The organism is Glycomyces sp. YM15, assembly GCF_016918015.1.
Taxonomy (GTDB): domain Bacteria; phylum Actinomycetota; class Actinomycetes; order Mycobacteriales; family Micromonosporaceae; genus Glycomyces.
On the sequence record NZ_JAERMK010000005.1, the window covers coordinates 188,430 to 213,472 of the forward strand.

25 protein-coding genes and 1 pseudogene are annotated in these 25,043 nt (G+C 69.0%); 17 read left to right on the plus strand and 9 right to left on the minus strand.

Annotated features, from left to right (window positions below; all coding sequences use genetic code 11):
- Window positions 1-87 precede the first annotated feature (87 nt).
- The 5 genes and pseudogenes from JHY01_RS07860 to JHY01_RS07880 all read left to right on the plus strand — a co-directional run.
- Window positions 88-315: pseudogene (locus tag JHY01_RS07860) on the plus strand (transposase family protein); the annotation flags it as partial.
- A gap of 47 nt (window positions 316-362) precedes the next feature.
- A complete protein-coding gene (locus JHY01_RS07865) occupies window positions 363-926 on the plus strand; it encodes a winged helix-turn-helix domain-containing protein (protein WP_205325063.1) in 564 nt (187 codons plus the stop codon).
- Window positions 927-1,251: 325 nt separating this feature from the next.
- The gene (locus tag JHY01_RS28080; protein WP_374199508.1) at window positions 1,252-1,614 is read left to right on the plus strand and encodes a transposase family protein; all 363 of its coding nucleotides are present in this window, start codon (window positions 1,252-1,254) and stop codon (window positions 1,612-1,614) included.
- Window positions 1,615-1,635: 21 nt separating this feature from the next.
- Window positions 1,636-2,154 (plus strand): hypothetical protein, encoded by a 519-nt coding sequence (locus tag JHY01_RS07875; protein ID WP_205325065.1) that lies wholly within the window; start codon window positions 1,636-1,638, stop codon window positions 2,152-2,154.
- A 296-nt stretch (window positions 2,155-2,450) separates the two neighbouring features.
- A complete protein-coding gene (locus tag JHY01_RS07880) occupies window positions 2,451-3,656 on the plus strand; it encodes a sulfotransferase (RefSeq protein ID WP_205325066.1) in 1,206 nt (401 codons plus the stop codon).
- Window positions 3,657-3,709: 53 nt separating this feature from the next.
- Here the strand turns inward: JHY01_RS07880 and JHY01_RS07885 are convergent, their stop codons facing one another.
- Complete coding sequence (locus JHY01_RS07885) at window positions 3,710-3,970, minus strand: hypothetical protein (protein WP_205325067.1); 261 nt, start codon at window positions 3,968-3,970, stop codon at window positions 3,710-3,712.
- 469 nt (window positions 3,971-4,439) lie between these two features.
- Here JHY01_RS07885 and JHY01_RS07890 point away from each other — a divergent pair, with 469 nt between their 5' ends.
- On the plus strand, window positions 4,440-5,189 hold the full coding sequence (locus JHY01_RS07890; RefSeq protein ID WP_205325068.1) for an SDR family NAD(P)-dependent oxidoreductase: 750 nt from the start codon (window positions 4,440-4,442) through the stop codon (window positions 5,187-5,189).
- Between the two features lie 38 nt (window positions 5,190-5,227).
- Here JHY01_RS07890 and JHY01_RS07895 read toward each other — a convergent pair whose 3' ends face one another.
- Window positions 5,228-6,271, minus strand: a complete 1,044-nt coding sequence (locus tag JHY01_RS07895) for a glycoside hydrolase family 43 protein (RefSeq protein ID WP_205325069.1) — start codon at window positions 6,269-6,271, stop codon at window positions 5,228-5,230.
- Between the two features lie 186 nt (window positions 6,272-6,457).
- Between JHY01_RS07895 and JHY01_RS07900 the strand changes: the two genes are divergently transcribed.
- Together JHY01_RS07900 and JHY01_RS07905 are read left to right on the plus strand one after the other, a co-directional pair.
- Window positions 6,458-7,204: a methyltransferase domain-containing protein gene (locus tag JHY01_RS07900; protein WP_205325070.1), complete on the plus strand. Its 747-nt coding sequence runs from the start codon at window positions 6,458-6,460 to the stop codon at window positions 7,202-7,204.
- 108 nt (window positions 7,205-7,312) lie between these two features.
- Window positions 7,313-7,744, plus strand: a complete 432-nt coding sequence (locus tag JHY01_RS07905; protein WP_205325071.1) for a hypothetical protein — start codon at window positions 7,313-7,315, stop codon at window positions 7,742-7,744.
- A 129-nt stretch (window positions 7,745-7,873) separates the two neighbouring features.
- Here JHY01_RS07905 and JHY01_RS07910 read toward each other — a convergent pair whose 3' ends face one another.
- Genes JHY01_RS07910 through JHY01_RS07925 form a run of 4 tightly spaced genes read right to left on the minus strand, consistent with a single transcriptional unit; the run spans window position 7,874 to window position 10,963 of the window.
- On the minus strand, window positions 7,874-8,776 hold the full coding sequence (locus tag JHY01_RS07910; protein WP_205325072.1) for an ABC transporter substrate-binding protein: 903 nt from the start codon (window positions 8,774-8,776) through the stop codon (window positions 7,874-7,876).
- Complete coding sequence (locus JHY01_RS07915; RefSeq protein ID WP_205325073.1) at window positions 8,773-9,489, minus strand: ABC transporter permease; 717 nt, start codon at window positions 9,487-9,489, stop codon at window positions 8,773-8,775. The genes JHY01_RS07910 and JHY01_RS07915 overlap by 4 nt, the downstream gene beginning before the upstream one ends.
- Window positions 9,486-10,154 (minus strand): ABC transporter permease, encoded by a 669-nt coding sequence (locus tag JHY01_RS07920; protein ID WP_205325074.1) that lies wholly within the window; start codon window positions 10,152-10,154, stop codon window positions 9,486-9,488. The genes JHY01_RS07915 and JHY01_RS07920 overlap by 4 nt, the downstream gene beginning before the upstream one ends.
- Window positions 10,151-10,963, minus strand: coding sequence for an ABC transporter ATP-binding protein (locus JHY01_RS07925; RefSeq protein WP_205325075.1), 813 nt, complete (start codon window positions 10,961-10,963; stop codon window positions 10,151-10,153). The genes JHY01_RS07920 and JHY01_RS07925 overlap by 4 nt, the downstream gene beginning before the upstream one ends.
- Before the next feature lie 76 nt (window positions 10,964-11,039).
- Between JHY01_RS07925 and JHY01_RS07930 the strand changes: the two genes are divergently transcribed.
- The 3 genes from JHY01_RS07930 (at window position 11,040) to JHY01_RS07940 (ending at window position 14,636) form a co-directional block, all read left to right on the plus strand.
- Entirely contained in the window at window positions 11,040-11,570 is a 531-nt protein-coding gene (locus JHY01_RS07930) for a PadR family transcriptional regulator (RefSeq protein ID WP_205325076.1), read from the plus strand.
- Window positions 11,571-11,693: 123 nt separating this feature from the next.
- Window positions 11,694-12,512, plus strand: a complete 819-nt coding sequence (locus JHY01_RS07935; RefSeq protein ID WP_205325077.1) for an NmrA family NAD(P)-binding protein — start codon at window positions 11,694-11,696, stop codon at window positions 12,510-12,512.
- Window positions 12,513-12,662: 150 nt separating this feature from the next.
- On the plus strand, window positions 12,663-14,636 hold the full coding sequence (locus tag JHY01_RS07940; protein WP_307814311.1) for a KUP/HAK/KT family potassium transporter: 1,974 nt from the start codon (window positions 12,663-12,665) through the stop codon (window positions 14,634-14,636).
- Window positions 14,637-14,684: 48 nt separating this feature from the next.
- Here the strand turns inward: JHY01_RS07940 and JHY01_RS07945 are convergent, their stop codons facing one another.
- The gene (locus tag JHY01_RS07945; RefSeq protein WP_205325079.1) at window positions 14,685-15,551 is read right to left on the minus strand and encodes an SDR family oxidoreductase; all 867 of its coding nucleotides are present in this window, start codon (window positions 15,549-15,551) and stop codon (window positions 14,685-14,687) included.
- 97 nt (window positions 15,552-15,648) lie between these two features.
- Between JHY01_RS07945 and JHY01_RS07950 the strand changes: the two genes are divergently transcribed.
- From JHY01_RS07950 to JHY01_RS07970, 5 genes are all read left to right on the plus strand, one after another.
- Complete coding sequence (locus JHY01_RS07950; protein WP_205325080.1) at window positions 15,649-16,041, plus strand: helix-turn-helix domain-containing protein; 393 nt, start codon at window positions 15,649-15,651, stop codon at window positions 16,039-16,041.
- 91 nt (window positions 16,042-16,132) lie between these two features.
- Window positions 16,133-17,422 (plus strand): PP2C family protein-serine/threonine phosphatase, encoded by a 1,290-nt coding sequence (locus JHY01_RS07955; protein ID WP_205325081.1) that lies wholly within the window; start codon window positions 16,133-16,135, stop codon window positions 17,420-17,422.
- A 31-nt stretch (window positions 17,423-17,453) separates the two neighbouring features.
- On the plus strand, window positions 17,454-20,399 hold the full coding sequence (locus JHY01_RS07960) for an RICIN domain-containing protein (RefSeq protein ID WP_205325082.1): 2,946 nt from the start codon (window positions 17,454-17,456) through the stop codon (window positions 20,397-20,399).
- A 289-nt stretch (window positions 20,400-20,688) separates the two neighbouring features.
- Complete coding sequence (locus JHY01_RS07965; RefSeq protein ID WP_205325083.1) at window positions 20,689-21,282, plus strand: 3'-5' exonuclease; 594 nt, start codon at window positions 20,689-20,691, stop codon at window positions 21,280-21,282.
- 234 nt (window positions 21,283-21,516) lie between these two features.
- Window positions 21,517-22,107, plus strand: a complete 591-nt coding sequence (locus tag JHY01_RS07970; protein WP_205325084.1) for a hypothetical protein — start codon at window positions 21,517-21,519, stop codon at window positions 22,105-22,107.
- A gap of 57 nt (window positions 22,108-22,164) precedes the next feature.
- Here the strand turns inward: JHY01_RS07970 and JHY01_RS07975 are convergent, their stop codons facing one another.
- The gene (locus JHY01_RS07975) at window positions 22,165-23,109 is read right to left on the minus strand and encodes an aldo/keto reductase (protein ID WP_205325085.1); all 945 of its coding nucleotides are present in this window, start codon (window positions 23,107-23,109) and stop codon (window positions 22,165-22,167) included.
- A gap of 138 nt (window positions 23,110-23,247) precedes the next feature.
- Window positions 23,248-24,024: an SDR family oxidoreductase gene (locus JHY01_RS07980; protein WP_205325086.1), complete on the minus strand. Its 777-nt coding sequence runs from the start codon at window positions 24,022-24,024 to the stop codon at window positions 23,248-23,250.
- Between the two features lie 167 nt (window positions 24,025-24,191).
- On the opposite strand from JHY01_RS07980, the gene JHY01_RS07985 reads away from it, so the two are divergent.
- Window positions 24,192-25,043 (plus strand): helix-turn-helix transcriptional regulator, encoded by an 852-nt coding sequence (locus JHY01_RS07985; protein ID WP_205325087.1) that lies wholly within the window; start codon window positions 24,192-24,194, stop codon window positions 25,041-25,043.

Here is a 25,043-nt window from a genome sequence, read left to right on the forward strand (position 1 = left end):
TCCGTGATGAGATCTCCTGAGGCGCAACAAAGCCCCCTCCTGAACAATGGAGTTACCACCCAACATCGTTGCGCCAGAAGAGCTGATGTCCTGGCCGCCCAGGTACCCTCGCTGGCCGAGGTGATCGAAGCCGGGCACGAGCATGTGGGCCTGGACGGGATCCTGATCCCGATCGACAAGGCGCACGTTGAAGGGCCCACGAAGGGCGTTGACCTGTGGTGGTCGGGCAAGCACGCCGCGCACGGCGGCAATATCCAGGTGGTCTCCGCCCCGGACGGGTTCCCGATGTGGGTCTCCGACGTCCGCCCCAGCCGCTACTGATCTTGTAGTTTCGGGGTCTGATGGCGTGTCCGTTTGGCGCGGTGTTCGTTGATTCCTGTGTGAGGTACGGGGATGGCGGCGGTTTGAATGCCGCCGCGCGGGCGAAGCGCGAGGCGGTCCGGATGGAGGCCGCGGCGATGTTCGCTGCGGGGGCGCATCCGCTGGAGGTCGCCCGGCGGTTCGAGGTGTCGGACAAGACCGGCTATCAATGGCATCGGACCTGGAAGACCGGTGGCGCGGAGGCGTTGGCGTCCAAAGGCCCTTCGGGTCCGGACTCGCTGCTTGATGCCACGCAGCGGCAGGCTCTCGAACAGGCGCTGGAGGCCGGCCCCGCGGCCGCCGGGCTCGGTCAGGACCAGCGGTGGACGCTGGTGCGCGTCCGCGCGCTGATCGATGCGATGTTCGGCATCACCTACAGCCTCAAGGGCGTCGCCCTGGTGCTCCATGCGATGGACTGGACGGTACAGGTTCCCGACGCAAAGGCCTCGGACCGCGACGAGGAGGCGATCACCTCCTGGCGCAACGAAACCTGGCCTGCGGTAAAAGGACGGCGCGCAGGCTGGGCGCGTGGATCTGCTTCATGGACGAGTCCTCGCACACGCTGATACCAGCCCGGTCCCGCACCTGGGGCCGTCGCGGGAAGACTCCGGTCATCAAGGTCCGCAAGCGAGGCTCGGGCCGGGTCTCACTCGCAGGACTCTGCGCCCACCGACTTGGTCACTGCTCAAGCGCCGCATCGCCAACACCCTCATCGAAGGCGTCGACCATCTCCTCGCTCTGGTCCGAGAACACTTGAACCACATACAGGCCCGCACCGACCTCATCGACGGCATGTTCGCCGGCACCGGGATCAGACCCCCGTAACCAGCCAGACCCCGAAACTACAAAGTCAGTAGTACGACTCGACCGCCGCCATCGCCGCCGGACTCGATGTCTGGTTCGCCCATCTCAACACCGAGGACGAGGCCAGGCGGCTGTTGGTCCTGGTCGGCCTGGGGTGAGCAGTTCGCCGATGCCGAGCCGGTCCGCTTGCCGCACAAGAAACCCAAGGGTCAACTGACTGTGGATCAGCGGCAGTACAACAAGGCCCTCGGCGCGCTCCGGGCCATGGCTGAGAAGGCCAACGCCGATTTGAAGATGCGCTTCCGCGCTGCGCCGGATCGGTCTCAATCCCTGACGGATCGGTGTCATCGCCCGCGCCTGCCACGCCGTGTTCCAGCACGAACACGCCCGGATCGCGTGAGATTCACCGGAAGCAACGATCACCGCGCACAGGATGCCCCACTGTCATAGGCATCTGGCAGGGTGCAGTTCATGAGCGATGATCTGCAAGGCCAGCGCGCCTACGTTCTGGAGAAGACCTACACCGGTCAAATGGACTGGAGCTTGTTCTTCGTTTACAGTCGGCGTGAGCACATCCGCTCTCTGCTACGGGACTTGTTCCTCGACAATCCAGATCCGAACGTGATCGCCGGCCAGATCAGCATGCATGACGATGGTGAGAGCGCAGATCTGTGGCTGATCGAGCACGGCCGTCGCACCGGCCAGGTCGACCTGCGCCCGTTCATCCAGGAGAGTAATGAAGGGGGGATTGATATCGACTGGCCCGCATTCGACGCTGCGGTACCCGCCGCTCTGGCTGGAACTCCGCTCCAGCATGGTGAAGCGCTCCAGTTGCGGGAGGCGAAGATGGACTTCCAGAACACCATCAGCGAGCTGGGAAACCTCTACCCAGACCACCCCGTTAGCTATGGGATGCAGGTATGGGTGGACGGAGTGATGTCCAATCAGCCTTACGAGGTCTACACTGACCCCGATCCAGAATCTGCGTAACACGGGCTTTCTGAGCCGCTCACGGGAAGACGACCGTGCAGTCACGAGCGCGACCTCCAGGTGCTATCTCCCAAAGGGAGCCTATGCGTCTACCGGGGGTGCACCACGCCCCTGGCTCGCTGCGCCCAGCGCGAACATGGCCAAACCGCAGAAACCTCACTGAATGCAACGAATGCCTTGCAGGGAAAAGCTCAGTGTGCTGCGGCCGGCCCCTGGCCGGCGCGGGTCGGCGATAGTAGTCTGTGCCGGACCATCTGTCACCTTGCGGGCCTTGCGCTCCGAAAGGAACCCCCTCAATGAGCCGGACCACCCTTACCGCCGCGTTCGTGAACGCGATGCTGCGGCCCTCTTTCAAAAGCCGCAAGCGGCCCCTCGAGACCTGGCAGCGGACGGTCGCGGCCGTCGAGAAGTCAACCGGATGGTCCACCGCCGGAGACGAGGAGTTCGCCGCCGACCTGGGCTTCCACCTGCAGTGCCTTGCCGAGGAGCGGCAGCTGACGCCGCTCGGCTGGCAGTCGGCGATCGAGGACGCCAAGAAGCGCCTGGAAAACCGGCTGCGGATCCGCCAGCGGATCATCGAGCACCCGGAGATCGCCGACGAGAAGATCGTGTCCCCAGTGTTCGTCGTGGGCCTGCCGCGTACAGCGACCACGCTGGCGCACAAGATCCTCGCGGGCTCCGACGCGCACCGCGGCCCGCTCATGTGGGAGATGATGCACACCGACCTCCCGCAGCACCGCGCCGCGGCCGAGAAGACCATCAAGACCATCGAGTCCGGGACGCGCATGATGGTCAAGTTCTCACCGTCATGGGAGGTCATTCACCCGATGCGGGTGCACTCACCCGAGGAGTCGATGCTGCTCCTGCCGCACGGCACGTATCACCTGATCCTGCGCGCGGGGCTGCCCGAATACCGGCGCTGGCTGAGCGGGCGGGACTGCACGGCCGACTACCTGTACTTGAAGCGGGCGCTGCAGGTGCTGCAGCACGGGCGCGAGCCGAAGCGCTGGATGCTCAAGTACCCGGCGCACCTGAACGACCTCGACGTGATCCGGAAGGTCTTCCCGGACGCGACGATCGTTTGGACGCACCGCGATCCGACCACGGTCATGGGCTCGGTGTGCTCGCTGATGGAGACCTCTTGGTCGCTGTACCAGCGCCGCCTGGACCTCGACGAGATCGGACAGGTGGCGCTGACGCTGCTCGTCGAGTCGATCGAGCGGGGCCGGCAGTCGCGCCTCAGGCTCCCGAGCGAGTCCATCGTGGATGTTCCGTACCACCGGCTCAACTCGGACCCGGCGAACGAGGTTCCGAAGCTGTACAAGGCGATCGGCGCCGAGTGGACCCACAAGGACGCGGGGAACCTCGAGAACGTGCTGGCCCGTCCGGTGCGCGACCGCCGCCACGAGTACTCGCTCTCGCGCTACGGCCTGTCGATCCAGGGGGTGGAGGACGCCTTCGGCGACTACACCCGCCTGTGCGGCACTCTCAACTCCCGATGACGTTCGCGAGGGGCGGCCGCATCCGGTGGATGCGGCCGCCCCTTGCGATGCGGTCAGAGACCGGTCTGACCCCGGAAGTCCTCGACGGACCCCTGGGCGCCCTCGACGCCTTCCTGCACTTGGCCCTGCGCGTTCTCCACGCTTTCCTGGGCCTGCCCCTGGAAGTCTTCGGCGGCTCCGCCCACCTGCTCGCCGAGCTGGTCGACCGGTGCGTCCGCGACGCCGCCGATCATCTCCTCGGCCTTGCCTTTGACGTCTTCGACGGCCCCCGAGAACATGTCCTTCAACTCGTTGAACTTGTCCGCAAAACCCATGGCGTACCCCCTTGTTCGCGTTGGCATGTCCAACTATAGGGGTTTGCGCCGAAAAGACGAAATCCTCCGACATGAAACGTCACGGCCCGCTCCCGAAGCGGAGGCGGGCCGGTTTTCGCGGTGGTCATGGCGACCATAGTGGTCGCCGCGAGCACGAAGCCGCTCACGCCGACCACGACCGCGGTCTTGGTTCGTGTTCTGGACAGGTGGAGTCGCTCCTTCAAGGGCGTCGCTCGGATCGGGGCGCGCCCAATCGGACGCGGCCTCGTCGTCACATCGCCACTATGCATGCAAATGCGAAAAAAACGCGATTTGTCCACCGAGCCGAGGCAAGGGGTTTCCACATGTCAATATGTGAATGCGATCGATTGCCGCGAAGTTCTTTCCGAGCACCCGTCTGGTTTCCGCCCCGCCGCCCGTCAGCACCAGTGCAAGGCCGAACCACTCCAGACAGCGAAGGAAGACAACGATGGCAGCCAACCAGACCACCCCCACCACGGTCCTCATCACCGGCGCGAACAAGGGCCTCGGCCTCGAAGCGGCCCGCCGCCTCGGCGAGATGGGCTGGACCGTGTTCCTCGGATCCCGCGACCTCGACCGCGGCCGCGCCGCCGTCGACAAGCTCGAAGCCGGCGGTGCGAACGTGATCCTGGTGCCGCTCGACGTGACCTCGGACGAGTCCGTGGCCGCCGCCGAACGGCTCGTACGGGAGCACACCGACCGGCTCGACGTGCTCATCAACAACGCGGGCAGCCCCGGGCACATGGTCGCGCCCGCCGAAGCGACCGCGGAAGAGCTCCACGGCGTCTACGACACCAACGTCTACGGGCCCGTCAGGGTCACGCACGCGTTCCTGCCGCTGCTGCAGGAGGCCGAGAACCCGCGAGTCGTCATGGTCTCCAGTGGCGGCGGCTCGTTCACCGTCGTCACCGACCCGGAGCAGGGCATCTCGAAGATGCACGAGATCGCCTACACCTCTTCGAAAGCTGCCCTGAACATGATCACCGTCCGGTACGCGCAGGCGCTGCCAGGGATCAAGTTCAACCTGCTCACGCCCGGGGAGGTCGCCAACCGCAAGTACACCGCGACCGACATGAACAACCACACCGGCCAGCTCACGGTCAACGAGGGCACCGACCCGTTCATCGAGCTCGCGACCCTCGGCGCCGACGGCCCGAGCGGGACCTTCATCGACCGCCTCGGCCCCGTGGCGTGGTAGCGCGCGCCCGGTCGCTCCATCATGGAGCGACCGGGCGCTCAGTCGCCGTCGAGGTCGGTGCGTTGGCGCACGACGCGGAGTTCGTCGCCGTCCCAGGCCATCTCGTAGAGCTTGCCGCGCGCCCCGGTGAAGGGACGGTGGAGGACGAGCATGAGTTCGCCTTCGAACGTGGTGAACAGCATCCCGTGGCCCGAGTCGCCTCTGACGAGCGGTTCCCTTTGCTCCCAAGGGCCTTCGAGGCGGCCGGAGGGCGACACGGCCCAGGTCTGGACGTAGTCGCCGTCCACCCCGCCCGGGGTGATCCGGTTCTTCTCGTAGGTCGACCACAGACAGACGAGCGCACCACCGGGAGCGCGGACCAACTGCGGGCCGTCCGTGACGTACGGGGCGAGCTGATGCGGCACCCCGGCCGGAATGTCGCGGGTGAGCCAGGGGGCGTCGGAGCCCTTGAACAGCATCACCGCGCCGCCCGACACCGCGTCCAGGGCGTCCGTCAGAGGGAACGCCTCGATCGTGCCGTCGATGCGCTGGAGCCATTCGTTCGCGTAGACCATCCACGGGCGGCCCTCGTCGTCGGTGAACAGCGTCCCGTCGAGGGTCATGAGCTCGGGCGGCAGGATCGGCGCTTCGGGCCTGAGCATCCGGAAGGGGCCGGTGAGCGAGTCAGCGACCGCGACGATCGTCGACCGGCGGTAGTTCGGGACCGGGAACGGCGTGCCGAACTCCCCCGGTTCCGGCACCGGCAGTGCGGCATCGGTGTTGTGGAGCGTCGTGAACAGGTACCAGCGGCCGTTCCAGCGGTGCACCTCGGGCGCCCAGGCGCCGTGCACCGCCCAGGGCGAGGCCTCCTCGGCGACGCGGAACACCGGCACGGGATCGGCCCACTCGAGCAGGTTCGGGGACCGGTAGCACAGCGTGCCGACCCCGGCGCCCGACAGCGGCCCGGTCGCTCCGGAGGTGAAGCCCTGGTTGGCGGTGTACAGGTGGTACAGGCCGGACTCGGCGTCGGCGACCACGTAAGGGTCGTGCAGCGGCATCTCGGGCAGGCGCAGCGGGAAGGCGGACGGCATCGGCTCGCTCATGCCGCAAACGCTATCAGCGTGCCGGCAATGCGCTGGACACGACGGCCGCTCGTGTCGTACGGTGCGGCGACAATCGCAGGCGAACGAGCTTTGGAGATGGTTTTTTGAAGGTCCAGGCGTATGCGGTCGGCCGCGGCCGACCACTCTTCGACACCGTCAAGAATTCATCGAAAGCAAAGGACCACAGTGGATCTCCCACTTTCCATCGTCATCGGCGAGAGCAGCCACCGCATCCACAACCCCGTCGATAGCCGCAAGCTGGCCGACCTGGGCGAGGCACTGCGCCTCGAGCCCGGCGCACGCATGCTCGACCTCGCGAGCGGGTCGGGCGAGATGCTCTGCACCTGGGCCCGCGATCACGGCATCGGCGGCACCGGCGTCGACATCAGCACCGCGTTCACCGCACGGGCCCAGGCCCGAGCGGCCGAACTCGGTGTGGCCGACCGCTGCGAGTTCGTGCACGGCAACGCCTCCGGCCACGTCGCGAGCGAACCGGTCGACATCGCCGCGTGCATCGGCGCCACCTGGATCGGCGGCGGCACCGCCGGCACGGTCGCGCTCCTCGAGCAGAGCCTGCGGCCGGGCGGCCTCATGCTCATCGGCGAGTGCTACTGGCGCCAGGACCCGCCTGACGAGGCCACCGTCAAAGGCTGCTACGCCCAGAGCAAGGACAGCTTCTTCTCGCTCCCGGACCTGTTCGGCCACTTCGACTCGCTCGGATACGACGTCGTCGAGATGGTCCTCGCCGACCAGGACAGCTGGGACCGCTACGCGGCCCCGCACTGGCGCAACATCCGCCGCTGGCTCGACGACAACCCGGGCCACGAACTGGAGGACGAGATGCGACACAAGTTGCGGACGGAACGGATCAACCATGTTCGCTACCAACGCGATTACCTCGGCTGGGGCATCTTCGCCCTCATGAGGCGGTAGCAGCGGGTCCGGTACTTCGGTGCCGGACCCGTCTGCGCCCCAAGGGACAGGTCGGGTCCACCAGAATCGACCACAATCGAGAAGGACGGCCCACCATAGGATCGCGGCATGACCTCTAGCGAACGCGTCACCCGCTCCGACTTCCGGGTACTCCATCCGATCGCCGCTCCGAAACCGCTTTCGGAGCTGCCGGAGCGAATCTGGTCGGACGAGGACTGGGAACGGCTGCAACACGGCTTCCGAGCCCGTGAGATGGAAGAGAAGTGGAACGTCTTCACCGAAGGCGACGTCGTCTACCTCCACCGGAGCTGGACCGGGTTCGGCGTCTTCGCCGCGACCTTCGCGGCCGCGCCCGAAGGCGGCAGGCGGATAGTCCGAGCCGAGGTGGAACGCGACCCCGAGCGCTACCGCGGCGATGACGACGAACACGACAGCCTCACGCTGGAGATCGTGCTCACCGGCACGGTGCTCGGGGAATCGACGATGGGGCTCTTCAGGAGAATGCGGGAGATGGCGGAGCGCGAACACGGCAGCGATTGAGCGCGTGTCGCAGTCGGCACAGCAGCGCGATTACCTCGGCTGGGGTGTCTTCGCCCTGATGAAGCAGCAAAGAGCACAGCGAAGCGCCTCCCCCGCCGCGACGACGGGGGAGGCGCGATCGTGTCGGGACTATCCGAGGTTCGCTTCGGCGAGCCAGTCCTTCGCGATGGTCTCGGCCGGCAGCTCCTCGTTCACACTGCGGGAGTTCATGGCGATGAGGTCCTCCGGGGTCATCGCGGCGCTCACCGCGTTGATGATCTCGGCCGCCTCGTCGTTCACGTTGTCGCTCGCGAGCGGCACCACATGCGAGGCGAGGAACAGGCCCTTCGTGTCCTCGAGCGACACCAGGTCGTTCGCGGCGATCGACGGGTCGGCGGTGTAGATGATGGCGAGCTGGATGTCGCCGTCGTTCAGCGCCTGCACCGTGAGCGGGCCGCCGCCGTCCTCGATCGGCGTGAAGCCGACCTCGACGCCGTACGTGTCGAGCAGGCCCTGCGGGCCGTTGGGACGGGTCTCGGCCTCCGAGTTGGCGCCCATGGTCATCGACGTCGTCACGTTCGCCAGATCGTCCACTGTGGCGATCGACCATTCGTCGGCGAACGCCTTCGTCACCGTGTAGGAGTCCTGGTCGGTGGCAGGCGACTGGTCGAGTACGCGCAGGCCGTCGGGAGTGGCCCCCTGGAGCGCGGCGTACACGTCATCGCTCAGCCGCGCCTCGGTGTCCGGCACCCAGTACTGCAGCAGCGGGCCCGTGTACTCGGGGAAGAGGTCGATCGAGCCGCCCTCGATCTCCGGCAGGTACGCCTCGCGCTGGCCGATGCGGAACTGGCGGTCCACAGTGAACCCGGCGTCTTCGAGGGACTGGGCGTAGATCTCGGCGATGATCTCGCTGGAGTAGTAGTCCTGCGAGCCGATCACGATCGTGTCGCCGTCCGATTCGCCGCTGGAGAGGGGGTCTCCGGACGAGCAGGCCGTGGCGGTCAGGACGGCCGCGAGCGCGAGCGCACCCAGGGCCTTGGTGCGGGTGTTCATACGGGTTCCTTCTCTCGGGGACTGTCGGATTCGGCCGCGCCCTTCTCGTGAGCGGGTGCGGCGATGCGCTTCGCCGCCAGGCGCTGCCCGGCGGCGAAGAGGAGTTCGAGCAGGAGGGCCAGCGCGGCGACGAGGAGCGCTCCGGCGAGCATCTCGGCGTAGTCGCGGGACTTGAGGCCGGAGAACAGGTAGCGGCCGAGGCCGAAGTCGGCGGTGTAGGCGGCGAGGGTGGCGGTGGCGACGACCTGGAGGGTGGCGGCGCGGAGGCCGCCGATGAGGACCGGTGCGGCCAGCGGGATCTCGACCTGGAAGACGATCTGGCGGGGGTTCATGCCGATCGCGCGGGCGGCGCCGGTGATGGCGGTGTCGACGTTCTGGACGCCCGCGTAGGCCCCGGCGAGGACGGAGGGGACGGCGAGCACGATGAGCGCGATGAGGGGTGCCTTGAGTCCGATGCCGAGAGCGAGGCCGAGGAGGGTGAGGAGGCCGAGGGTGGGGATGGCGCGGGCGGCTCCGGCGATGGCGCCGACGAGGCCGGCGCCTTTGCGGGTGTGTCCGATGAGGACACCGGCGGGGAGGGCGAGGATCGCTGCGGCGGTGACGGCGGCGAAGGTGATGGCGAGGTGCTGGAGGACGCGGGTGGGCACGCCGCCGGGGCCGGTCCAGTGCGCGGGGTCGGTGAGCCAGGCGAGTGCGTCGAGGAAGAGGTTCATGTCGTCTCCTCCTGCGGGAGCGGGCGTTCGTGGCGGATGGTGGCCCAGGGGGTGAGGGCGCGTCCGGCGGCGACGAGGAGGGCGTCGAAGAGCAGGGCGAGGGCCATGGTGGCGATGATGCCGGTGGCGACTTCGGCGGGGATGCCGCGTTGGAAGCCGTCGGTGAGGAGGGTGCCGAGGCTGGGGACGCCGATGAGGGCGCCGATGGTGACGAGGCTGACCGTGGAGACGGCGACGACGCGGACCCCGGCGAGGAGGACGGGGACGGCGAGGGGGAGGTCGACGCGCCAGAACACGCTGCGGGGCGAGTGGCCGACGGCGACTGCGGCTTCGCGGACGCGGGGGTCGACGGAGCCGAAGGCGTCGGCGGCGGTGCGCACGAGGAGGGCGACGCCGTAGACGGTGAGGGCGATGACCATGGTGGCGGGCGAGCGGAGGGGGACGCCGAAGAGGGCGGGGATGATGATGAGCAGGGGGAGGGCGGGGATGGCGTAGAGGAGGCTGGCCGCGCCGAGGAGGGCGCCGCCGATGCGGGGGCGCTGCTGGGCGAGTCGTCCGATGGGGACGGCGATGAGGACGCTCAGCAGGAGGGCGGGGGCACTGAGCAGCAGGTGGTCGCGGGTGAGCTCGATGACCTGCGGCCAGTTCAGGCTGAGCCAGTTCAAGGCGCGAGCACCCCCACGGGCCGGCCGGTCCCGTCGACCGCGATGGAGCGTCCGTCGACTGTGGTGATGTGGAGTTCGCGTTCGGCGCGGTCGGCGCCGACGAAGTCGCGCACGAAGTCGTCGGCGGGGGCGCCGAGGATCTCGGCGGGGGTGCCGCGCTGGGCGATGACGCCGCCTTCGCGGAGGACCACGACTTCGTCGCCGAGGAGGAAGGCCTCGTCGATGTCGTGGGTGACGAAGACGATGGTCTTGTGGAGTTCGGCTTGGAGGCGGAGGAGTTCCTCCTGGAGTTCGCGGCGCATGATCGGGTCGACGGCGCCGAAGGGCTCGTCCATGAGCAGGATGTTCGGGTCGGCGGCGAGGGCGCGGGCGACGCCGACGCGCTGCTGCTGGCCGCCGGAGAGCTGGCCGGGGTAACGGCGGCCGATCTTGGGGTCGAGGCCGACGCGTTCGAGGAGTTCGCTTGCGGCCGTGCGTGCTCGGCGCTTGGGGGTGCCCTTGAGGACGGGCACGGTGGCGATGTTGTCGAGCACGGAGCGGTGCGGGAGGAGGCCGCCGTGCTGGAGGACGTAGCCGATGGAGCGGCGCAGCGCGACGGGGTCCCGTTCGCGCACGTCCTCGTCGTCGATGAGGACGCGGCCGGAGGTGGGTTCGACCATGCGGTTCACCGTGCGCAGGAGGGTGGACTTGCCGGAGCCCGAGGAGCCGACGAGCACCACGGTGCGGTGCGAGGGGACGACGAGCGAGAAGTCGGCGACGGCCACTGACTGGCCCGGATAGGTCTTCGACACCGTTTCGAACTCGATCACAGCGGCTTCCCTGGATGAGGTGGGCAAAGCGGTCACGGCCAGTCTATACAGCGAATCGAGGTATAGGATAGTACCTGTGATCGAACTGATGATCCTGGGTTTTCTGGCGGAGGGACCGCTGCACGGCTACGAGCTGCGCCGCAGAATGGCTCAGCTGCACGGATACGCCCGGACCTTCAGCGACGGCACGGTCTACCCGGCGATCAACCGGCTCGTCGCCGCCGGCGCGCTCGCGCGGGAGATGCGCCCCGGTCAGGGGGCGGCGCAGAAGGGCATGCTCAGGCTCACCGAGACCGGGCGGGAGCGGCTGCGAACGCTGCTGCGGGACGCCGACGGGTACGACATCACCGACACGGGACGGTACTTCGTGGTGCTGGCGTTCCTGTCGCAGCTGCCCGATCCCGAGGAGCGGCGCGCGGTGCTGCGCCGCCGCCTCGATTTCCTCGACCAGCCCGCGAGCTTCTTCTACGACGGGACGCATCCGCTGCGCGCCGAAGAGATCGAGGACCCGTACCGGCAGGGGATGCTCCACATGGCGAAGGCTGCCAAGCAGACCGAACGGGCCTGGTTGCGCGAGCAGCTCGACACCGCCCCCGAGTGGTCCTAGGACCAGCGACGTACCCGCTTCCGCGCCGCTGGTCCGATGCCGTTGCGCCCCATTGCCCCTACCGTTGGGCGGGCCGCCACAGGGGCCGAGCCGACGGCCCCGGCGAACCGAGAGGGAGCAGCCATGACCATGCTCATCACCGGAGCGACCGGCAACGTCGGACGACACCTCGTCCAGCGGCTGCGCGCCGCGAACCGGCCGGTACGCGCCCTGACCCGCGACCCCGCCACCGCGGATCTCCCTGCGGGCGTGGACGTCCGAGCCGGGGACTTCACCGACTTCGCGAGCCTCGAAGCCGCGCTCGAAGGCGTCACCGCCATGCATCTCATGACCGCCTTCGGGCCCGGGAACGACACGGTTCCCGACAGCCGCGAGCTGGTCGCCGCCGCCGTCAAGGCCGGGGTGCGGCGCGTGACGCTCTTGTGGAACGGCTACACCGGGCCGGTCGAGGCGGCGGTCGAGGACTCCGAACTGGAGTACACGCACCTGCGGCCCGGCGAGTTCATGTCGAACGCGCTCGGCTGGGCCGAGACGATCCGCACCGAACGCGTGGTGCGCGAGGCCTACGGCGAGGTCGGGCACTCCCCCGTCGACGTGCGCGACATCGCCGCTGTCGCCGCCCTCGCACTCACCGAGGACGGCCACGCCGGGCGGGTCTACACCCTCACCGGGCCCGAAGTGCTCACCGTCCCCCAGCAGGCGGCCGCGATCGCCGACGCGCTCGGCGAGGACGTGCGCTACGAGGCCGAGGACCCCGAGGGCGCGAAGGAGCGGATGCGCGCCATCGGCATGGAGGAGCACGCCATCGACTACGTGCTCGACTGGCGGGCGAACCCGCCGGCGTTCGCACGCGACGTCTTCACCACCGTCGCCGACGTCACCGGCCGTCCTGCGAGGACCTTCGCCGACTGGGCCCGCGACCACGCCGACTCGTTCCGGTAGCCCGCGGTACCCGCTCCCCACCCGAGGCGGACCCGCAGGTCGCAAGGCGTTCTCGGATTGCCTCACTCAGAGGCTGGGCAGCCGTCTCGCGCGGTATCGTCCACCGGTCGGGTCGGACCGCCGATGCCCGATCGCCGAGAAGGAGCCGCCGTGACCTCCCAGTTCGACGCCAGTGCACCGGATCCCGCCTCGGCACCGGAGTCGCCCCCGCGCAGCCCTGCCTCCCCGCGCGGCGCCCTGCGGCTCGCGCTCATCGTGGGCGCACTCGGCGTCGTCTTCGGCGACATCGGCACCAGCCCGATCTACGCGCTTCAGACGGTGTTCAACCCCGCCGACCCGCACCCGGTCCCCGTCAACGACGCCAACGTCTTCGGGGTCGTATCGCTCGTCTTCTGGTCGATGATGATCGTCGTGACCGTCTTCTACATCACGCTCGCGATGCGCGCCGACAACGACGGCGAAGGCGGCATCATGGCCCTCATCACCCTCATCCGCCGCCACGGCACCGGCCGCGGCCGCAGGACCGCGCTCCTACTCGCCGGACTCGGCATCTTCGGGGCCGCCCTGTTCCTCGGCGACAGCATGATCACGCCCGCCATCTCGGTGCTCTCCGCAGTCGAGGGCCTCAAGGTCGTCGAGCCGCGACTCGAAAACTGGATCATCCCCGTCACCGCGGTGATCGTCCTGCTGCTGTTCGGGTTCCAGAGGAGGGGCACCGCCCGTATCGGCCGTCTCTTCGGACCGATCGTGATCGTCTGGTTCCTCTCGCTGGCCGCGTGCGGCATCGGCGGCATCGCCGACCACCCCGAGATTCTCAAGGCGCTCTCGCCCACCTACGCGATCGCCTTCCTGGCCGGCAACTTCCACATCGCGTTCTTCGCCCTCGCAGCGATCATGCTGACCTTCACCGGCGCCGAAGCCCTCTACGCCGACATGGGCCACTTCGGCCGCAAGGCGATCACGAGCGGCTGGATCCTCCTGGTGTTCCCCGCGCTCCTGTGCAGCTACATGGGCCAAGGCGCGCTCATCCTCGCAGACCCCTCGAACGTCAGCGGCGCGTTCTTCCTCCTCGCCCCCGAATGGGCGAGGGTGCCGCTCCTGCTGCTCGCCACCGCCGCGACCGTAATCGCCTCGCAGGCCGTCATCACCGGCGCGTACTCGGTCGCCTCGCAGGCGACGAAGCTCGGATATCTACCGCGCCTGCGGATCGCCCACACCTCCGAACAGCAGATCGGGCAGATCTACATGCCCTGGATCAACTGGCTGCTCATGGTCTCGGTACTCACCCTGGTCTTCGCCTTCCGCAGCTCCGCGGCCCTCGCCTACGCGTACGGTATGGCCGTCATCGGGACCATGACCATCGCGGCGCTGCTGTTCTTCTACATCGCCCGCACCCAGTGGGGCACCCCGAAATGGCTGGTCCTCACCGGCGGTGGACTGCTGATCGGGTTCAACCTGCTGTTCCTGGCGGCGAACACCACCAAGATCATCCACGGCGCGTGGTTCCCCCTCGTCTTCGGCGTCACCGTGTTCACCGTCATGGTCACCTGGCAGCGCGGCCGCGAGATCGTCACCGCTGAACGTGAGAGGCGCGAGGGCGAGCTGCGCCCGTTCCTCGAGCAGCTGCGCCGCGGGGAACCGAAGGTCGCGCAGGTCCCCGGCACCGCAGTGCTCCTCAACCGCGGCCTCGAGACCACACCGCTCGCTCTGCGCGCCAACATGGAGCGCAACCACGTGCGCCACGCTCAGATCGTGATCCTCTCGGTCGAGACCGAACCGGTGCCCCGGGTCCCGCTCGACCAGCGCATCGAGGTGGACGACCTCGGCTTCTCCAAAGACGGGATCATCCACGTCACCACGAAGTTCGGATACATGGACGCCTTGGACGTGCCCGCCGCACTGCGGCTGGTCGATGCCGCCCAGTCCGAGGGACGCAGACTCAGACTCGACGACGCCACCTACTTCCTCTCGACCATCCAGCTGCGCGCCGGCCCCGAGCCGACCATGGCGGCCTGGCGCAAGCGTCTGTTCATCGCCACCTCCCACATCACCGCCGACGCCGCCGACCACTTCAGCCTGCCGCGCGAGCGCACCGTGACCATGGGCGCCCACATCGAGGTCTGAGACGCGAAACGGCCCGCGGGAACCCCGCGGGCCGTCGCTCGAATTCCGCTACGCCTGAGCGGCCTGGAGGCCCTCGGTGATCGACTGCGCGATCGGCGTCGTCGGACGCCCGATGAGCTTCGACAGGTCGCCGGTCTGCACGGCCAGCAGGCCGCGCGAGATCGCGTCCTCGACGCCGACGAGGATCGCCGCGAACGGATCCGGGACGCCCGCGCCGACCAGGATCTCGCGGTGCTGCTCGGCCGGGACGCGGTTCACCGCGACCTCCTTGCCGAGCTGGCGCGAGACCTCGGCCGCGTACTCCTCGTACGTCCAGGCGTGGTCGCCGCTGAGCTCGTACTCGCGGTTCTCGTGGCCCTCGGTGGTGAGCACCGCGACCGCCGCCGCGGCGAAGTCGGCGCGGGTGGCGCTGGCGATCTTCGCGCCCTCGACCGCGCTCGTGAGGACGCCGCCGTTGGCCAGGACCTGGCCCAGTGCGCCGGTGTAGTTCTCGTGGTACCAGCCGTTGCGCAGCAGCACGTACGGGAGGCCCGAGTCGATCAGGTACCGCTCGGTGATCTGGTGCTCGCGGGCGAGCTCGAAGTCGGCGGCGGGACCGCCCAGGATGCTGGTGTAGCCGAGGAGCGCGACGTTCGCGGCCTTCGCCGCGTCGATGACCGCCTTGTGCTGCGGCACCCGCTGGCCGACCTCGCTGCCGGAGATGAGCAGGACCTTCTCGCCTTCGCGGAAGGCGTCCGCGAGGGTGGACGGCTCGTTGTAGTCCGCGACGCGGACCTCGACGCCGAGCTCGCCGAAGCGGACGGCCTTGGCCGGGTCGCGCACGACGACGGCGATCTGCGCGGCGGGGACCCGGTCGACGAGGCCTTCGACGACGAGCTGGCCGAGTTGCCCGCTGGCACCGGTGACGACGATCATTTCTTGCTCCTTCAACTGTCGGTTGCGTCTACCATTTCACTTACCAAATGAAAGCACAATCGTTTGGAAAGTACTGTAGCGGAGGTAACATCGCTTCATGAGCACCCAGCCCACCGAACTCGTCCCCGGCTTCGAGGTGCAGGCCGCGGGCTGCGAGTCGCGCACCATCCTCGACCACATCACCGGCCGCTGGGGCACGCTCATCCTGCTGGCCCTGCATGAGGGACCGATGCGGTTCAGCGAGATCCGGCGGGCGGTGGAGGGCATCAATGAGAAGGCCCTCGCCCAGAGCCTCAAGCACTTCGAACGCGACGGCATCGTCGATCGGCTCGCACCCGAGGACGGCTATCCGTCCCGCGTCGAGTACCGCCTCACCGAGGTCGGCGCCGGACTCGAACAGCGCCTCCGCGACCTCGTCGCGCACCTCTACGACGAGATGCCCAAGGTGCTCGACTCGCACGCCGCATACGACGCCCGCCGTGCGTCCTAATTCTTCACTCAACCTGTTCGAAACCGCAGGTCGCGGTGCCCGGTACGCCTAAACTCGGGCCATGGCTGCGCAAGTCCCGCGAGCGGACGAGTTGCGGCCGGGCACGGCCATTCCGCGGTGGGTCCGGCTGCTGCCGCTCGGAGCCCTCTTCATCGCCTCCGCCCTCCAGCTCTTCCGGTCCGACCCGCTCCACGCCGGAATCGCGACGGCGGTGGTGCCGGTGCTCGCCGCGTTCGTGCTCGGACCTGGCTGGACCACGGTCATCGCGGCACTCGCCTTGGCCATCGTCGCCGCGCCGATCCCGTTCTCGCGCGCGTTCGACGGCGACGACATCGTCGTGGTCGGCATCGTCTTCGTCACGGCCATCGGCATCTCCTGGGTCCGCCAGCGCTTCGAGGCCGGCCTGGTGACGATGATCAGCGTCTCCGAGGCCGCGCAGCGGGCCGTGCTGCCCGACCTGCCCGACCGGGTCGGCGACCTCGCGTGCGCGGGGCTGTACCACTCGGCGCAGCGGGGCGCGCGGATCGGCGGGGACTTCTTCGACATGCGGCAGAGCCCGTACGGGACGCGGATGATCCTCGGCGACGTGCAGGGGCACGGGCTCGACGCGGTGGGGACCGCTTCGATGCTGCTCTCGGTGTTCCACGAGGCGATCCTCGACGAGGCGGACCTGGGCCGGATCGCGTGGCGGCTGGAGCGGCGGTTGCTGGAGGACGCGGCGCACGGGTACGTGCCGGAGCTGTTCGCGTCGGTGCTGCTGGCGGAGTTCGCCGAGGAGGAGGACGAGGTGCGGCTGCTGTCGTGCGGGCATCCGACGCCGCTGCTGCTGCGGGGCGAGCGGGTGGAGGAGATCGATCTGAAGCCCGCGCCGGTGCTGGGCCTGCGGCTGGCGGCGCCGGTGAAGCCGAGCGGGACGGTGTCGGTGCCCTTCGGGGCCGAGGACACGCTGCTGGCGTTCTCCGACGGGCTGGTCGAGGCGCGCGACGATGACGGGAACTACTATCCGCTGGCGCACCACTTGGACGGGTTGGTGGTGCCGGCTTCGCCGCGGCGGCTGGTCGAGTTCGTGTGGGCCGACGCGGAGCGGTTCGCGTCGCGGATGGCCGACGACGTGAGCATCCTGGCGATCACGCGGGTGCCGCGGAGTCTGCGGCCGGCGCCGCCGGAGGAGTTACGGCGAAGGCGAGCGGAGTGTCTGGGCATTTCGGACAGCTCTGCGAATCGGCGACTCGGAGGCTGCGCCGAAACCGGACCCCCGGTCGGAACCCCGACGTATGGGTGCGATATTCCGAGGTTGCGGGAGCGATTCCAGGTCAGGGTTTTTCAATCCGTTAGACAAAGGGTGTTCACAAGCGTTGGTTTCTGTGCAATATTCAGATAACTCGATTGCACCCCCTTTGAAGGAGACAACGATGTCATCTCCCCGACCGAGGCGCGGGCGCCCACTGGCCGCGGCCGGTGCGGTAGGCCTCGCCGCCGTGATCGCCGCGTCCGCGCTGCCGCTCCTCAACGCGGGCGCCAACGCGCAGGAGGGCCCGGCGACCGCCGTGAACGTCACCCTCGACCCGTCGTACCGCGGCCAGCAGTTCGAAGGCTGGGGCACCAGCCTCGTCTGGTTCGCCAACGCCACGGGCGGCTACCCCGACGAGATCCGCGACCAGCTGGTGGACATGGTCTTCGGCGACGAGGGCCTCAACCTCAACATCGCCAGGTACAACATCGGCGGCGGCAACGCCCCGAACATCGACAACGAGTACCTGCGCGGCGGCGCCTCCGCCGTCCCCGGCTACTGGGCCGCTCCCGAGGGCACCACCCACGAGGACAAGGACTGGTGGGACCCCGAGAACCCCGAGCACTGGAACTGGGACGCCGACGCCAACCAGCGCTGGTGGATCGACCAGATCAAGGACGACGTCACCCACTGGGAGGCCTTCTCCAACTCCCCGCCGTACTTCCAGACCGTCTCCGGTTACGTCTCCGGCGGCTTCGACTCGAACGCCGACCAGATCCGCGCCGACTCGGTCGACGAGTTCGCGATCTACCTGACCGAGGTCATGGAGCACGTCGAGGCCGAGCACGGCATCGAGTTCGACACCGTCGATCCGCTCAACGAGCCCAACACGAACTACTGGGGCACCCAGCTCGGCGCGGACGGCGTGCAGCCGACCGGCGGCGGCCAGGAGGGCGCGCACGCCGGGCCCGAGCTGCAGCAGCTGGTCGTCAACGCCCTCGCCTCCCAGCTCTCGGAGTCCGAACTGGACGCCGTGGTCTCGGCGATGGACGAGACCAACCCGGGCCGGTTCACCACGAACTGGAACGCCTACACCGAGCAGTCCCGGGCGAACGTCGGCCAGATGAACGTCCACACCTACGGCACCGGCGGGCGCACCGGCGTCCGCGACCTCGCCAAGGGCAGCGACAAGCCGCTGTGGATGAGCGAGGTCGGCGGCGCCTGGACCAACGGCCAGGACTACACGTCGATGGAGAACGGCCTGGGCATGGCCACCCGCATCACCGACGACCTGCGCGAGCTGGAGCCGTCGGCGTGGGTGCTGTGGCAGCCGATCGAGGACAAGAACCTCGGCCACAGCTGGGGCTCGATCCAGCTGCCGTTCGACTGCACGGCCGAGGACACCCTCGAGACCTGCAGGATCGAGACGAACACGAAGTACCACACGATCCGGAACTTCACCCACTACATCGAGCCGGGCGACTACATCATCGGCACGAACGACACCTCGACCACCGCCGCGGTCAAGGACTCCGAGGACGCGGCGGTCGCCGTGTACACCAACAACGCCGAGGCTCCGGTCCAGGTGACGCTCGACCTGTCGAAGTTCGGCTCGGTCGACTCCGGCACGACGGTGACCCCGGTGACCACCAGCGCCGACGGCGCGCTCGTCGAGGGCGAGCCGGTCGTCGTGGACGGCACCGCCGCCACGCTGACCGTGCCGGGCAAGTCCGTCACGACCTTCAAGATCGACGGCGTCTCGGGCGTCGCCGAGGACGCGGCGATGGTGCAGGACGGCCACGTCTACCGCTTCGACGGCGTGCAGAGCGGCAAGTCGATCGCCCCGTCCGAGGACGGCTCGGGCATCGTGCTCGCGACCGACGACGCCTCCAGCGCTGAGCAGCTGTGGGAGGTCGAGCGGCTGACCGACGGCTACTCGAACCGCGAGCTGTACTCGATCGTCAACGCCGCCACCGGTACCCGCCTGGCGGTGGCCGACGGCAGGGCGGTGCTCGAAGCGGCCGGGGACGACCCGTCCGATGCGGCGCAGTGGTACCTGTCGACCACGGGCGACGGCACGTACGTGCCGGTGAGCAAGGGCACGGGCCTGGTGCTCGACGTGTGGGGCGAGGCGACCGCCGACGGTTCGCCGGTGCAGACGTACACGCCGACCGCGGCGAGCAACCAGCGCTGGGGCCTGATCGATGAGACCGTGCTCGGCACCGCCGACGTCACCACGTACACCGTTCCCCGTCACACTCCGGTCCTGCCCGACACCGTCCCGGGCGTCTACCGCGACGGCACGCGCGGGGCGCTCCCGGTCGTCTGGGACCTGCCTCCGGACTCCACTTGGAACAAGGTGGGCACGGAGACCGTGCGGGGCAAGGCGACCGACCCGCTGGGCAATACGTTCCGCACCAGGGTGACGGTCAGCGTCGACACGTTCGCCGAGACCGCTCCGGCCTCGGCGAAGACCTACCCCGGCTTCACCCCGGACCTGCCGGAAACGGTGATCGCCTTGGGCGGCCGCGGTACCGAGGCGACGGTGCCCGTGACGTGGGAGGAGCCGCCCGCGGGCGCCTTCGACGACTACGGGACGGTGACGTTGAACGGCACTGCGACGCTCATCGACGGGACCGAGCTGCCGGCCACGATCGATATCGAGGTGACCGACCCGATCGAGCTCAACGTGGCCACTGAGGACGGCGTGACCACTTCGGCGACGTTCACCGAGCCGGGCTATTCGACCGAGGCCCTGCGGAACGGGAACCTGACCGACAAGGGCTGGTCGAACTGGAAGTCGGGTCCGTTCAACACCGAGGACACGATCACCGTCACGCTGCCGGAGACCCGCGACGTGACCCGCGTGGTGTCGTACTTCTGGAGCGACGGCGGCCGCAACAGCTACGCCGACACGCTGCAGGTGCAGTACCTGGACGCGGAGGGCAACTGGCAGAACGCGGGCGACGTCGTGGACGTGCCCACCGGCGAGGCGCCGATCATCGACGTGGAGGTGAACGCCGCGACCTCGGCGGTCCGGGTCGCCATGACCGCCGGGACCGGCGGCACGGTCGGCTGGATCATCCTCAGCGAGATCGAGGTCTACGCGAAGGCCCCGGCCGTCTAGGGGATCGAGAATGAGCGGGGCCCTTACCGCCGTTCGGCGGTAAGGGCCCCTTCGCCGTCCCCACTCGCGCCCGGGCCTCAAGGCTCGGTGTTCGAAACCCAGAGAACGAGCAGGAGGACCACCACGGGAAAGGACCAGAGCAGGAACAGCCGCAAGGTGGTCCCGTCCGGCGCGGGTCGGCGGTTCCGCGCGGCGATGCGCGCTTCCCGGTTCGGGTCCGACTGCGATGACCTTCCTTGACGCTCGCCACCCGATGCTAACGTCAGCCGTCTCGGATGAAGGGTGGCGGATGGACTCTTGGGTGGCGATCGACTTCGAGACCGCCAACGGCAGCAGGGCGAGTGCCTGCTCGGTGGCGGTCGCGCGGGTCAAGGGCGACGAGGTCGTCGACCGGTTCGCGACACTCATCCGGCCGCCCGCCGGGCATGACCGGTTCGAGTACCGCAACACCCAGATCCACGGTGTCCAGGCCTCCGATGTGGTCGGAGCGCCGAGGTGGCGGCAGGTGTGGGCGCGCCTGGAGGAGTTCGTCGGCGGCGATCCGCTGGTGGCGCACAACGCCTCCTTCGACACCTCGGTGATCCGGGCCGCCAACAGCGCGGCCGGGCTTCCGTGGCCGACCATGAAATACGCCTGCACCATGGTGATCGCCAAGCAGACCTGGCCGATGCCCTCGTACCGGCTCCCCGATGTGGCCGCCGCCGCGGGCGTGAACCTCGCCCGGCACCACGAGGCCGCGTCGGACACGCTCGCCGCCGCCGGCATCCTCGTCGCCCAGCAGCGCGCCCACGGCGTCGACACGCTCGACGGGCTCCTCGAATCCGCAAGGGTCGCATGGGGCCGGATCTACGACGGCGGCTACGACACCTGCCGCCGCAGGTGAACCGAACGCGAATCGCAGGTTGAGGGCCCTTACCGCCGTTCGGCGGTAAGGGCCCTCAGCGCTCCTCCGACGCCCGGGTGCGGTGCTGCTCCCCCGCGAGGGGGAACGATGCGCGGCGCTCGGGGGAGGCGGCGCCCTCGGCGGTCGAGCGACGCTCGGAAGCGTCAGCAGACGCGGGACACCGTTGCGCGAGCCGGGAACCCGCGATCGCCGCATCGAGCTCAGGAGTATCGGATGACCGCTTACCGATTCGCGGAACGCCTGCATGGTCGGACCGCGGCGGGCGTGCCGCGATGGGCGGTGTGGGCCGCTTACGCCACCGCGCTCACCACACTGCCGTCCGGCGTCTGGAGGATCGCGGCGAAGGCCGGCGCGCCCCTGGTCGAGACGGATCCCGTGACGCACGTCGACCCGAGCGCTCTGGCCGCGGGACCGTGGTGGTACATCATCGCGCTCACCGTGGTCAGCGAGGCGCTGGCGTTCCTGGCGGTCGGCCTGGTCACGGAGTGGGGCGAGGTCTGGCCCCGGTGGATCCCCGGATTGCGGGGCCGACGGGTGCCGGTCCCGGCCGCCGTCCTGCCCGCCGCGATCGGTGCGACGCTGCTGCTGTTCCTGCCGTACACCATGGTCATGTACGGCTTCGGCCTGGGGGTCGACGGCGATGCGACCCGACTGATCCTCAACGGCTGGCAGAACGTCGTCTTCTGGGTCGCGTACGCGCCGCTGGCGGCCTGGCCTCCCCTGCTCGGCATCTTGACCGTCCACTATCATCGCCGCCGCACGACGGACCTCCGGATGCGGATCGCGGCCGAGGCGGCCCGGTGACCGCGCAGCCGAGGCCCTGACCGCCGATCGGCGGTCAGGGCCTCGGCTGCGCGAAGGTCAGACGCCGATGACGTCGGAGAGCGCGGTGAGCTCGTCCGCCTCGTCCCGGGTCAGCTCCAGTTCGGCCGAAGCCAGGAGCGGGCCGAGCTGGTCGGCGGTGCGCGCGCCCGCGATCGGCGCGGCGATGCCGGGCCGGGTGCGCGTCCACGCCAGCGCGACCGTGGCGATAGCGACGCCGCGGGCCTGGGCGATCTGGTCGAGCTTCTCGATGATCGCGAGGCCGGACGGGTTGAGGTGCTTGGAGGCCGAGCCGCCGCGGACGCTCTGCTTGAGGTCGTCCTCGGTCCGGTACTTGCCGGTGAGGAAGCCGGAGGCGAGCGCGTGGTACGGGAGGCCGCTGAGGTCCTCGGCCACGGCGATGTCGCGCAGGCCGGGCTCGAAGGTGCTGCGGCTGACGAGGCTGTACTTGGGCTGCAGGGCGACCGGTCGGGCCGCGCCGAGCGACGCGGTGATGTCGAGCCATTCGCGGAGCCGCTCGGGACTGTAGTTGGAGACCGCGATGTGGCGGATCTTGCCGTCGGTGACGAGGTCGTTGAACGCGGCGACGGTCTCCTCGAGCGGGGTGTCGGGGTCGTCGAAGTGGGCGTAGTAGACGTCGATGGCCTCGACGCCGAGGCGTTTGAGCGAGGCCTCGGCGGCGGCCCGGACGTTGGGTCCGGACAGGCCCTTGTATTCGGGGTGCTGGGAGACCTTGGTGGCGACGAGGACGTTCTCGTCCCTGTGCTTCGCGAGCCAGGTGCCGATGACGGTCTCGGATTCGCCGCCGGAGTTGCCAGGGGCCCAGGCGGAGTAGGAGTCGGCGGTGTCGATGAGGTTGCCGCCGGCGGCGGTGAAGGCGTCGAGGACTGCGTGCGCCTCGGACTCCTCGGTGTTCCACCCGAAGGTGTTGGTGCCCAGGACGAGGGGGTAGATCTCGATGTCGGTCCTGCCGAGCTTGGCCATGTCGAACCTCCGTGCTGTCTGTGCTTCCCGGGACGCGTGGCGTCCTGCTGCCGTTTTGCTCCGACGGCAATCCTGCCACGCGTCCCGCGGGTACTGCGCGCGTTTGTGAACGATCGTCCGAGAACGCGGCGCTATGCGTCAGTTGCCTTGGAAGGTCGGCATGACGGTGACCTGCTGGAAGTTGACGCGGCGCGGCTGGGCGGCGAGGAAGGCCACGGTTTCGGCGATGTCGCCGGCCTCCAGGACCTCGTGGTTGGCGAGTACGTCGTCGAGCCAGGCGTTGGTGCCGGCATGGTCGACGTGGCCCTGGAGCTCGGTGCGCACGATCCCCGGTTCGATCACCGAGACGCGCACGTTCTGGGGGCCGAGTTCGGCGCGCAGGTTGCGGGAGGCGTGCGAGACGAAGGCCTTGGATCCGGTGTAGACGGCGAAGTTCGGGAAGACGTTCTGCGCCGCGATCGAGGAGGTGTTGACGAGATCGGCGATGCCCTTGTCCGCGGCGGCCTCGACCAGTTGCGGGCTGAACGCGCCGATGGCGTTCATCAGGCCGGTGATGTTCACGTCGATCATGCGCTGCCATTCGTCGACGCGGCCCTCGGTGACCGGCGCGGCGAGCATGACGCCGGCGTTGTTGAACAGGAGGTCGGCGGTGCCGAGTTCGGCCTTGACCCGCTCGGCCGCAGCGTTCAGGGCGGCGGCGTCGGTGACGTCGACCGCGAGCGCCAGGGCGGCGCCGCCGTGCTGCTCGACGCGTTCGACCAGGGCTTCGAGGCGGTCCGCGCGACGGGCCAGGACGGCGACCTTCGCGCCGCGCTCGGCGAGGAGTTCGGCGGTGGCCTCGCCCAGGCCGCTGGAGGCGCCCGTAATGACGGCGACGCGGTTCGCGAGCGGCAGCTTGTCGTTCACAGTAGCCATTCGATTCCTTCGGTGTGCTTGTCGTTCAGGGCGGCTGCTCCGTCCTGCGATCAACTACAACACCGGTCGGGACCCGATTTCCGGGCTGAGAACGCCCTCTCGCGACTGGTACCGCGAGGACCACCCTTGGAGGGCCGAGGCGCCCGGGCCTGCGGCAGGATTGGCGCATGGACCCTCGCAGCGAGATCTCGGACTTCCTCCGCAGCAGGCGTGCGCGCGTGAGCCCGATGGACGCGGGCCTGCCCGACGACGGCCGCGTCCGGCGCGTGCCGGGTCTGCGCCGCGACGAGGTGGCGCGGCTGGCGAACATGAGCGTGGAGTACTACACGCGCCTGGAGCAGGGTCGCGCCCAGAACCCGTCACCGGAGGTCCTCGAGGCGCTGGCGGAGGCGCTGCGGCTCGATCGGTCCGAGCGCGACCACCTCATGGACCTGGCCGCCCGGCGACCCCAGCGCAGGCGCGGGCCGATCGCGGCGCAGCGGGTGCGCCCCGGGCTGCTCCTGACACTGCAGAGCCTGGAGCACGTGCCGGCGTTCATCGTCGGCAGGCGGATGGACGTGCTCGCGCAGAACCGTCTGGCGAAAGCGGTGCTCACCGATTTCGAGGCGAAGCCCGCGAAGCAGCGGAACATCGCCCGCTGGTCCCTGCTCGACCCGGAGGCGAAGGAGCGGGTGGTCGGCTGGGAGGCCATGGCCCGCGACAATGTCGCGGTCCTGCGGTACGAGGCCGGGAAGCACCCCGAGGACCGCCAGCTCGCCGACCTGGTGGGCGAGTTGACGCTCGGCTGCCCGGAGTTCACCACCTGGTGGAGCGACCACAATGTGCTGCGGCGCACGCACGGCGTCAAGCGGTACCGGCATCCGGTGGTCGGCGACCTGGAGTTCTCCTACGAGGTGTTCGCGCTCCCCGACGACCCGGACCAGTCGCTGTGCGTCTACAGCGTCGAGCCCGGTTCGACGAGCGCCGAGGCCCTGCGCCTCCTCGACAGCTGGACCGCCCCGGGTGTGCGGCGTTCGTGA

Excerpts from the sequence above, each read along its gene's own strand:
- JHY01_RS28080 (WP_374199508.1), top strand. The coding sequence starts at position 1,252 with ATGTCTGGTTCGCCCATCTCAACACCGAGGACGAGGCCAGGCGGCTGT.
- JHY01_RS07875 (WP_205325065.1), top strand. The coding sequence starts at position 1,636 with ATGAGCGATGATCTGCAAGGCCAGCGCGCCTACGTTCTGGAGAAGACC.
- JHY01_RS07880 (WP_205325066.1), top strand. The coding sequence starts at position 2,451 with ATGAGCCGGACCACCCTTACCGCCGCGTTCGTGAACGCGATGCTGCGG.
- JHY01_RS07885 (WP_205325067.1), bottom strand. The coding sequence starts at position 3,970 with ATGGGTTTTGCGGACAAGTTCAACGAGTTGAAGGACATGTTCTCGGGG.
- JHY01_RS07890 (WP_205325068.1), top strand. The coding sequence starts at position 4,440 with ATGGCAGCCAACCAGACCACCCCCACCACGGTCCTCATCACCGGCGCG.
- JHY01_RS07895 (WP_205325069.1), bottom strand. The coding sequence starts at position 6,271 with ATGAGCGAGCCGATGCCGTCCGCCTTCCCGCTGCGCCTGCCCGAGATG.
- JHY01_RS07905 (WP_205325071.1), top strand. The coding sequence starts at position 7,313 with ATGACCTCTAGCGAACGCGTCACCCGCTCCGACTTCCGGGTACTCCAT.
- JHY01_RS07910 (WP_205325072.1), bottom strand. The coding sequence starts at position 8,776 with ATGAACACCCGCACCAAGGCCCTGGGTGCGCTCGCGCTCGCGGCCGTC.
- JHY01_RS07915 (WP_205325073.1), bottom strand. The coding sequence starts at position 9,489 with ATGAACCTCTTCCTCGACGCACTCGCCTGGCTCACCGACCCCGCGCAC.
- JHY01_RS07935 (WP_205325077.1), top strand. The coding sequence starts at position 11,694 with ATGACCATGCTCATCACCGGAGCGACCGGCAACGTCGGACGACACCTC.
- JHY01_RS07945 (WP_205325079.1), bottom strand. The coding sequence starts at position 15,551 with ATGATCGTCGTCACCGGTGCCAGCGGGCAACTCGGCCAGCTCGTCGTC.
- JHY01_RS07950 (WP_205325080.1), top strand. The coding sequence starts at position 15,649 with ATGAGCACCCAGCCCACCGAACTCGTCCCCGGCTTCGAGGTGCAGGCC.
- JHY01_RS07960 (WP_205325082.1), top strand. The coding sequence starts at position 17,454 with ATGTCATCTCCCCGACCGAGGCGCGGGCGCCCACTGGCCGCGGCCGGT.
- JHY01_RS07965 (WP_205325083.1), top strand. The coding sequence starts at position 20,689 with ATGGACTCTTGGGTGGCGATCGACTTCGAGACCGCCAACGGCAGCAGG.
- JHY01_RS07970 (WP_205325084.1), top strand. The coding sequence starts at position 21,517 with ATGACCGCTTACCGATTCGCGGAACGCCTGCATGGTCGGACCGCGGCG.
- JHY01_RS07975 (WP_205325085.1), bottom strand. The coding sequence starts at position 23,109 with ATGGCCAAGCTCGGCAGGACCGACATCGAGATCTACCCCCTCGTCCTG.
- JHY01_RS07980 (WP_205325086.1), bottom strand. The coding sequence starts at position 24,024 with ATGGCTACTGTGAACGACAAGCTGCCGCTCGCGAACCGCGTCGCCGTC.
- JHY01_RS07985 (WP_205325087.1), top strand. The coding sequence starts at position 24,192 with ATGGACCCTCGCAGCGAGATCTCGGACTTCCTCCGCAGCAGGCGTGCG.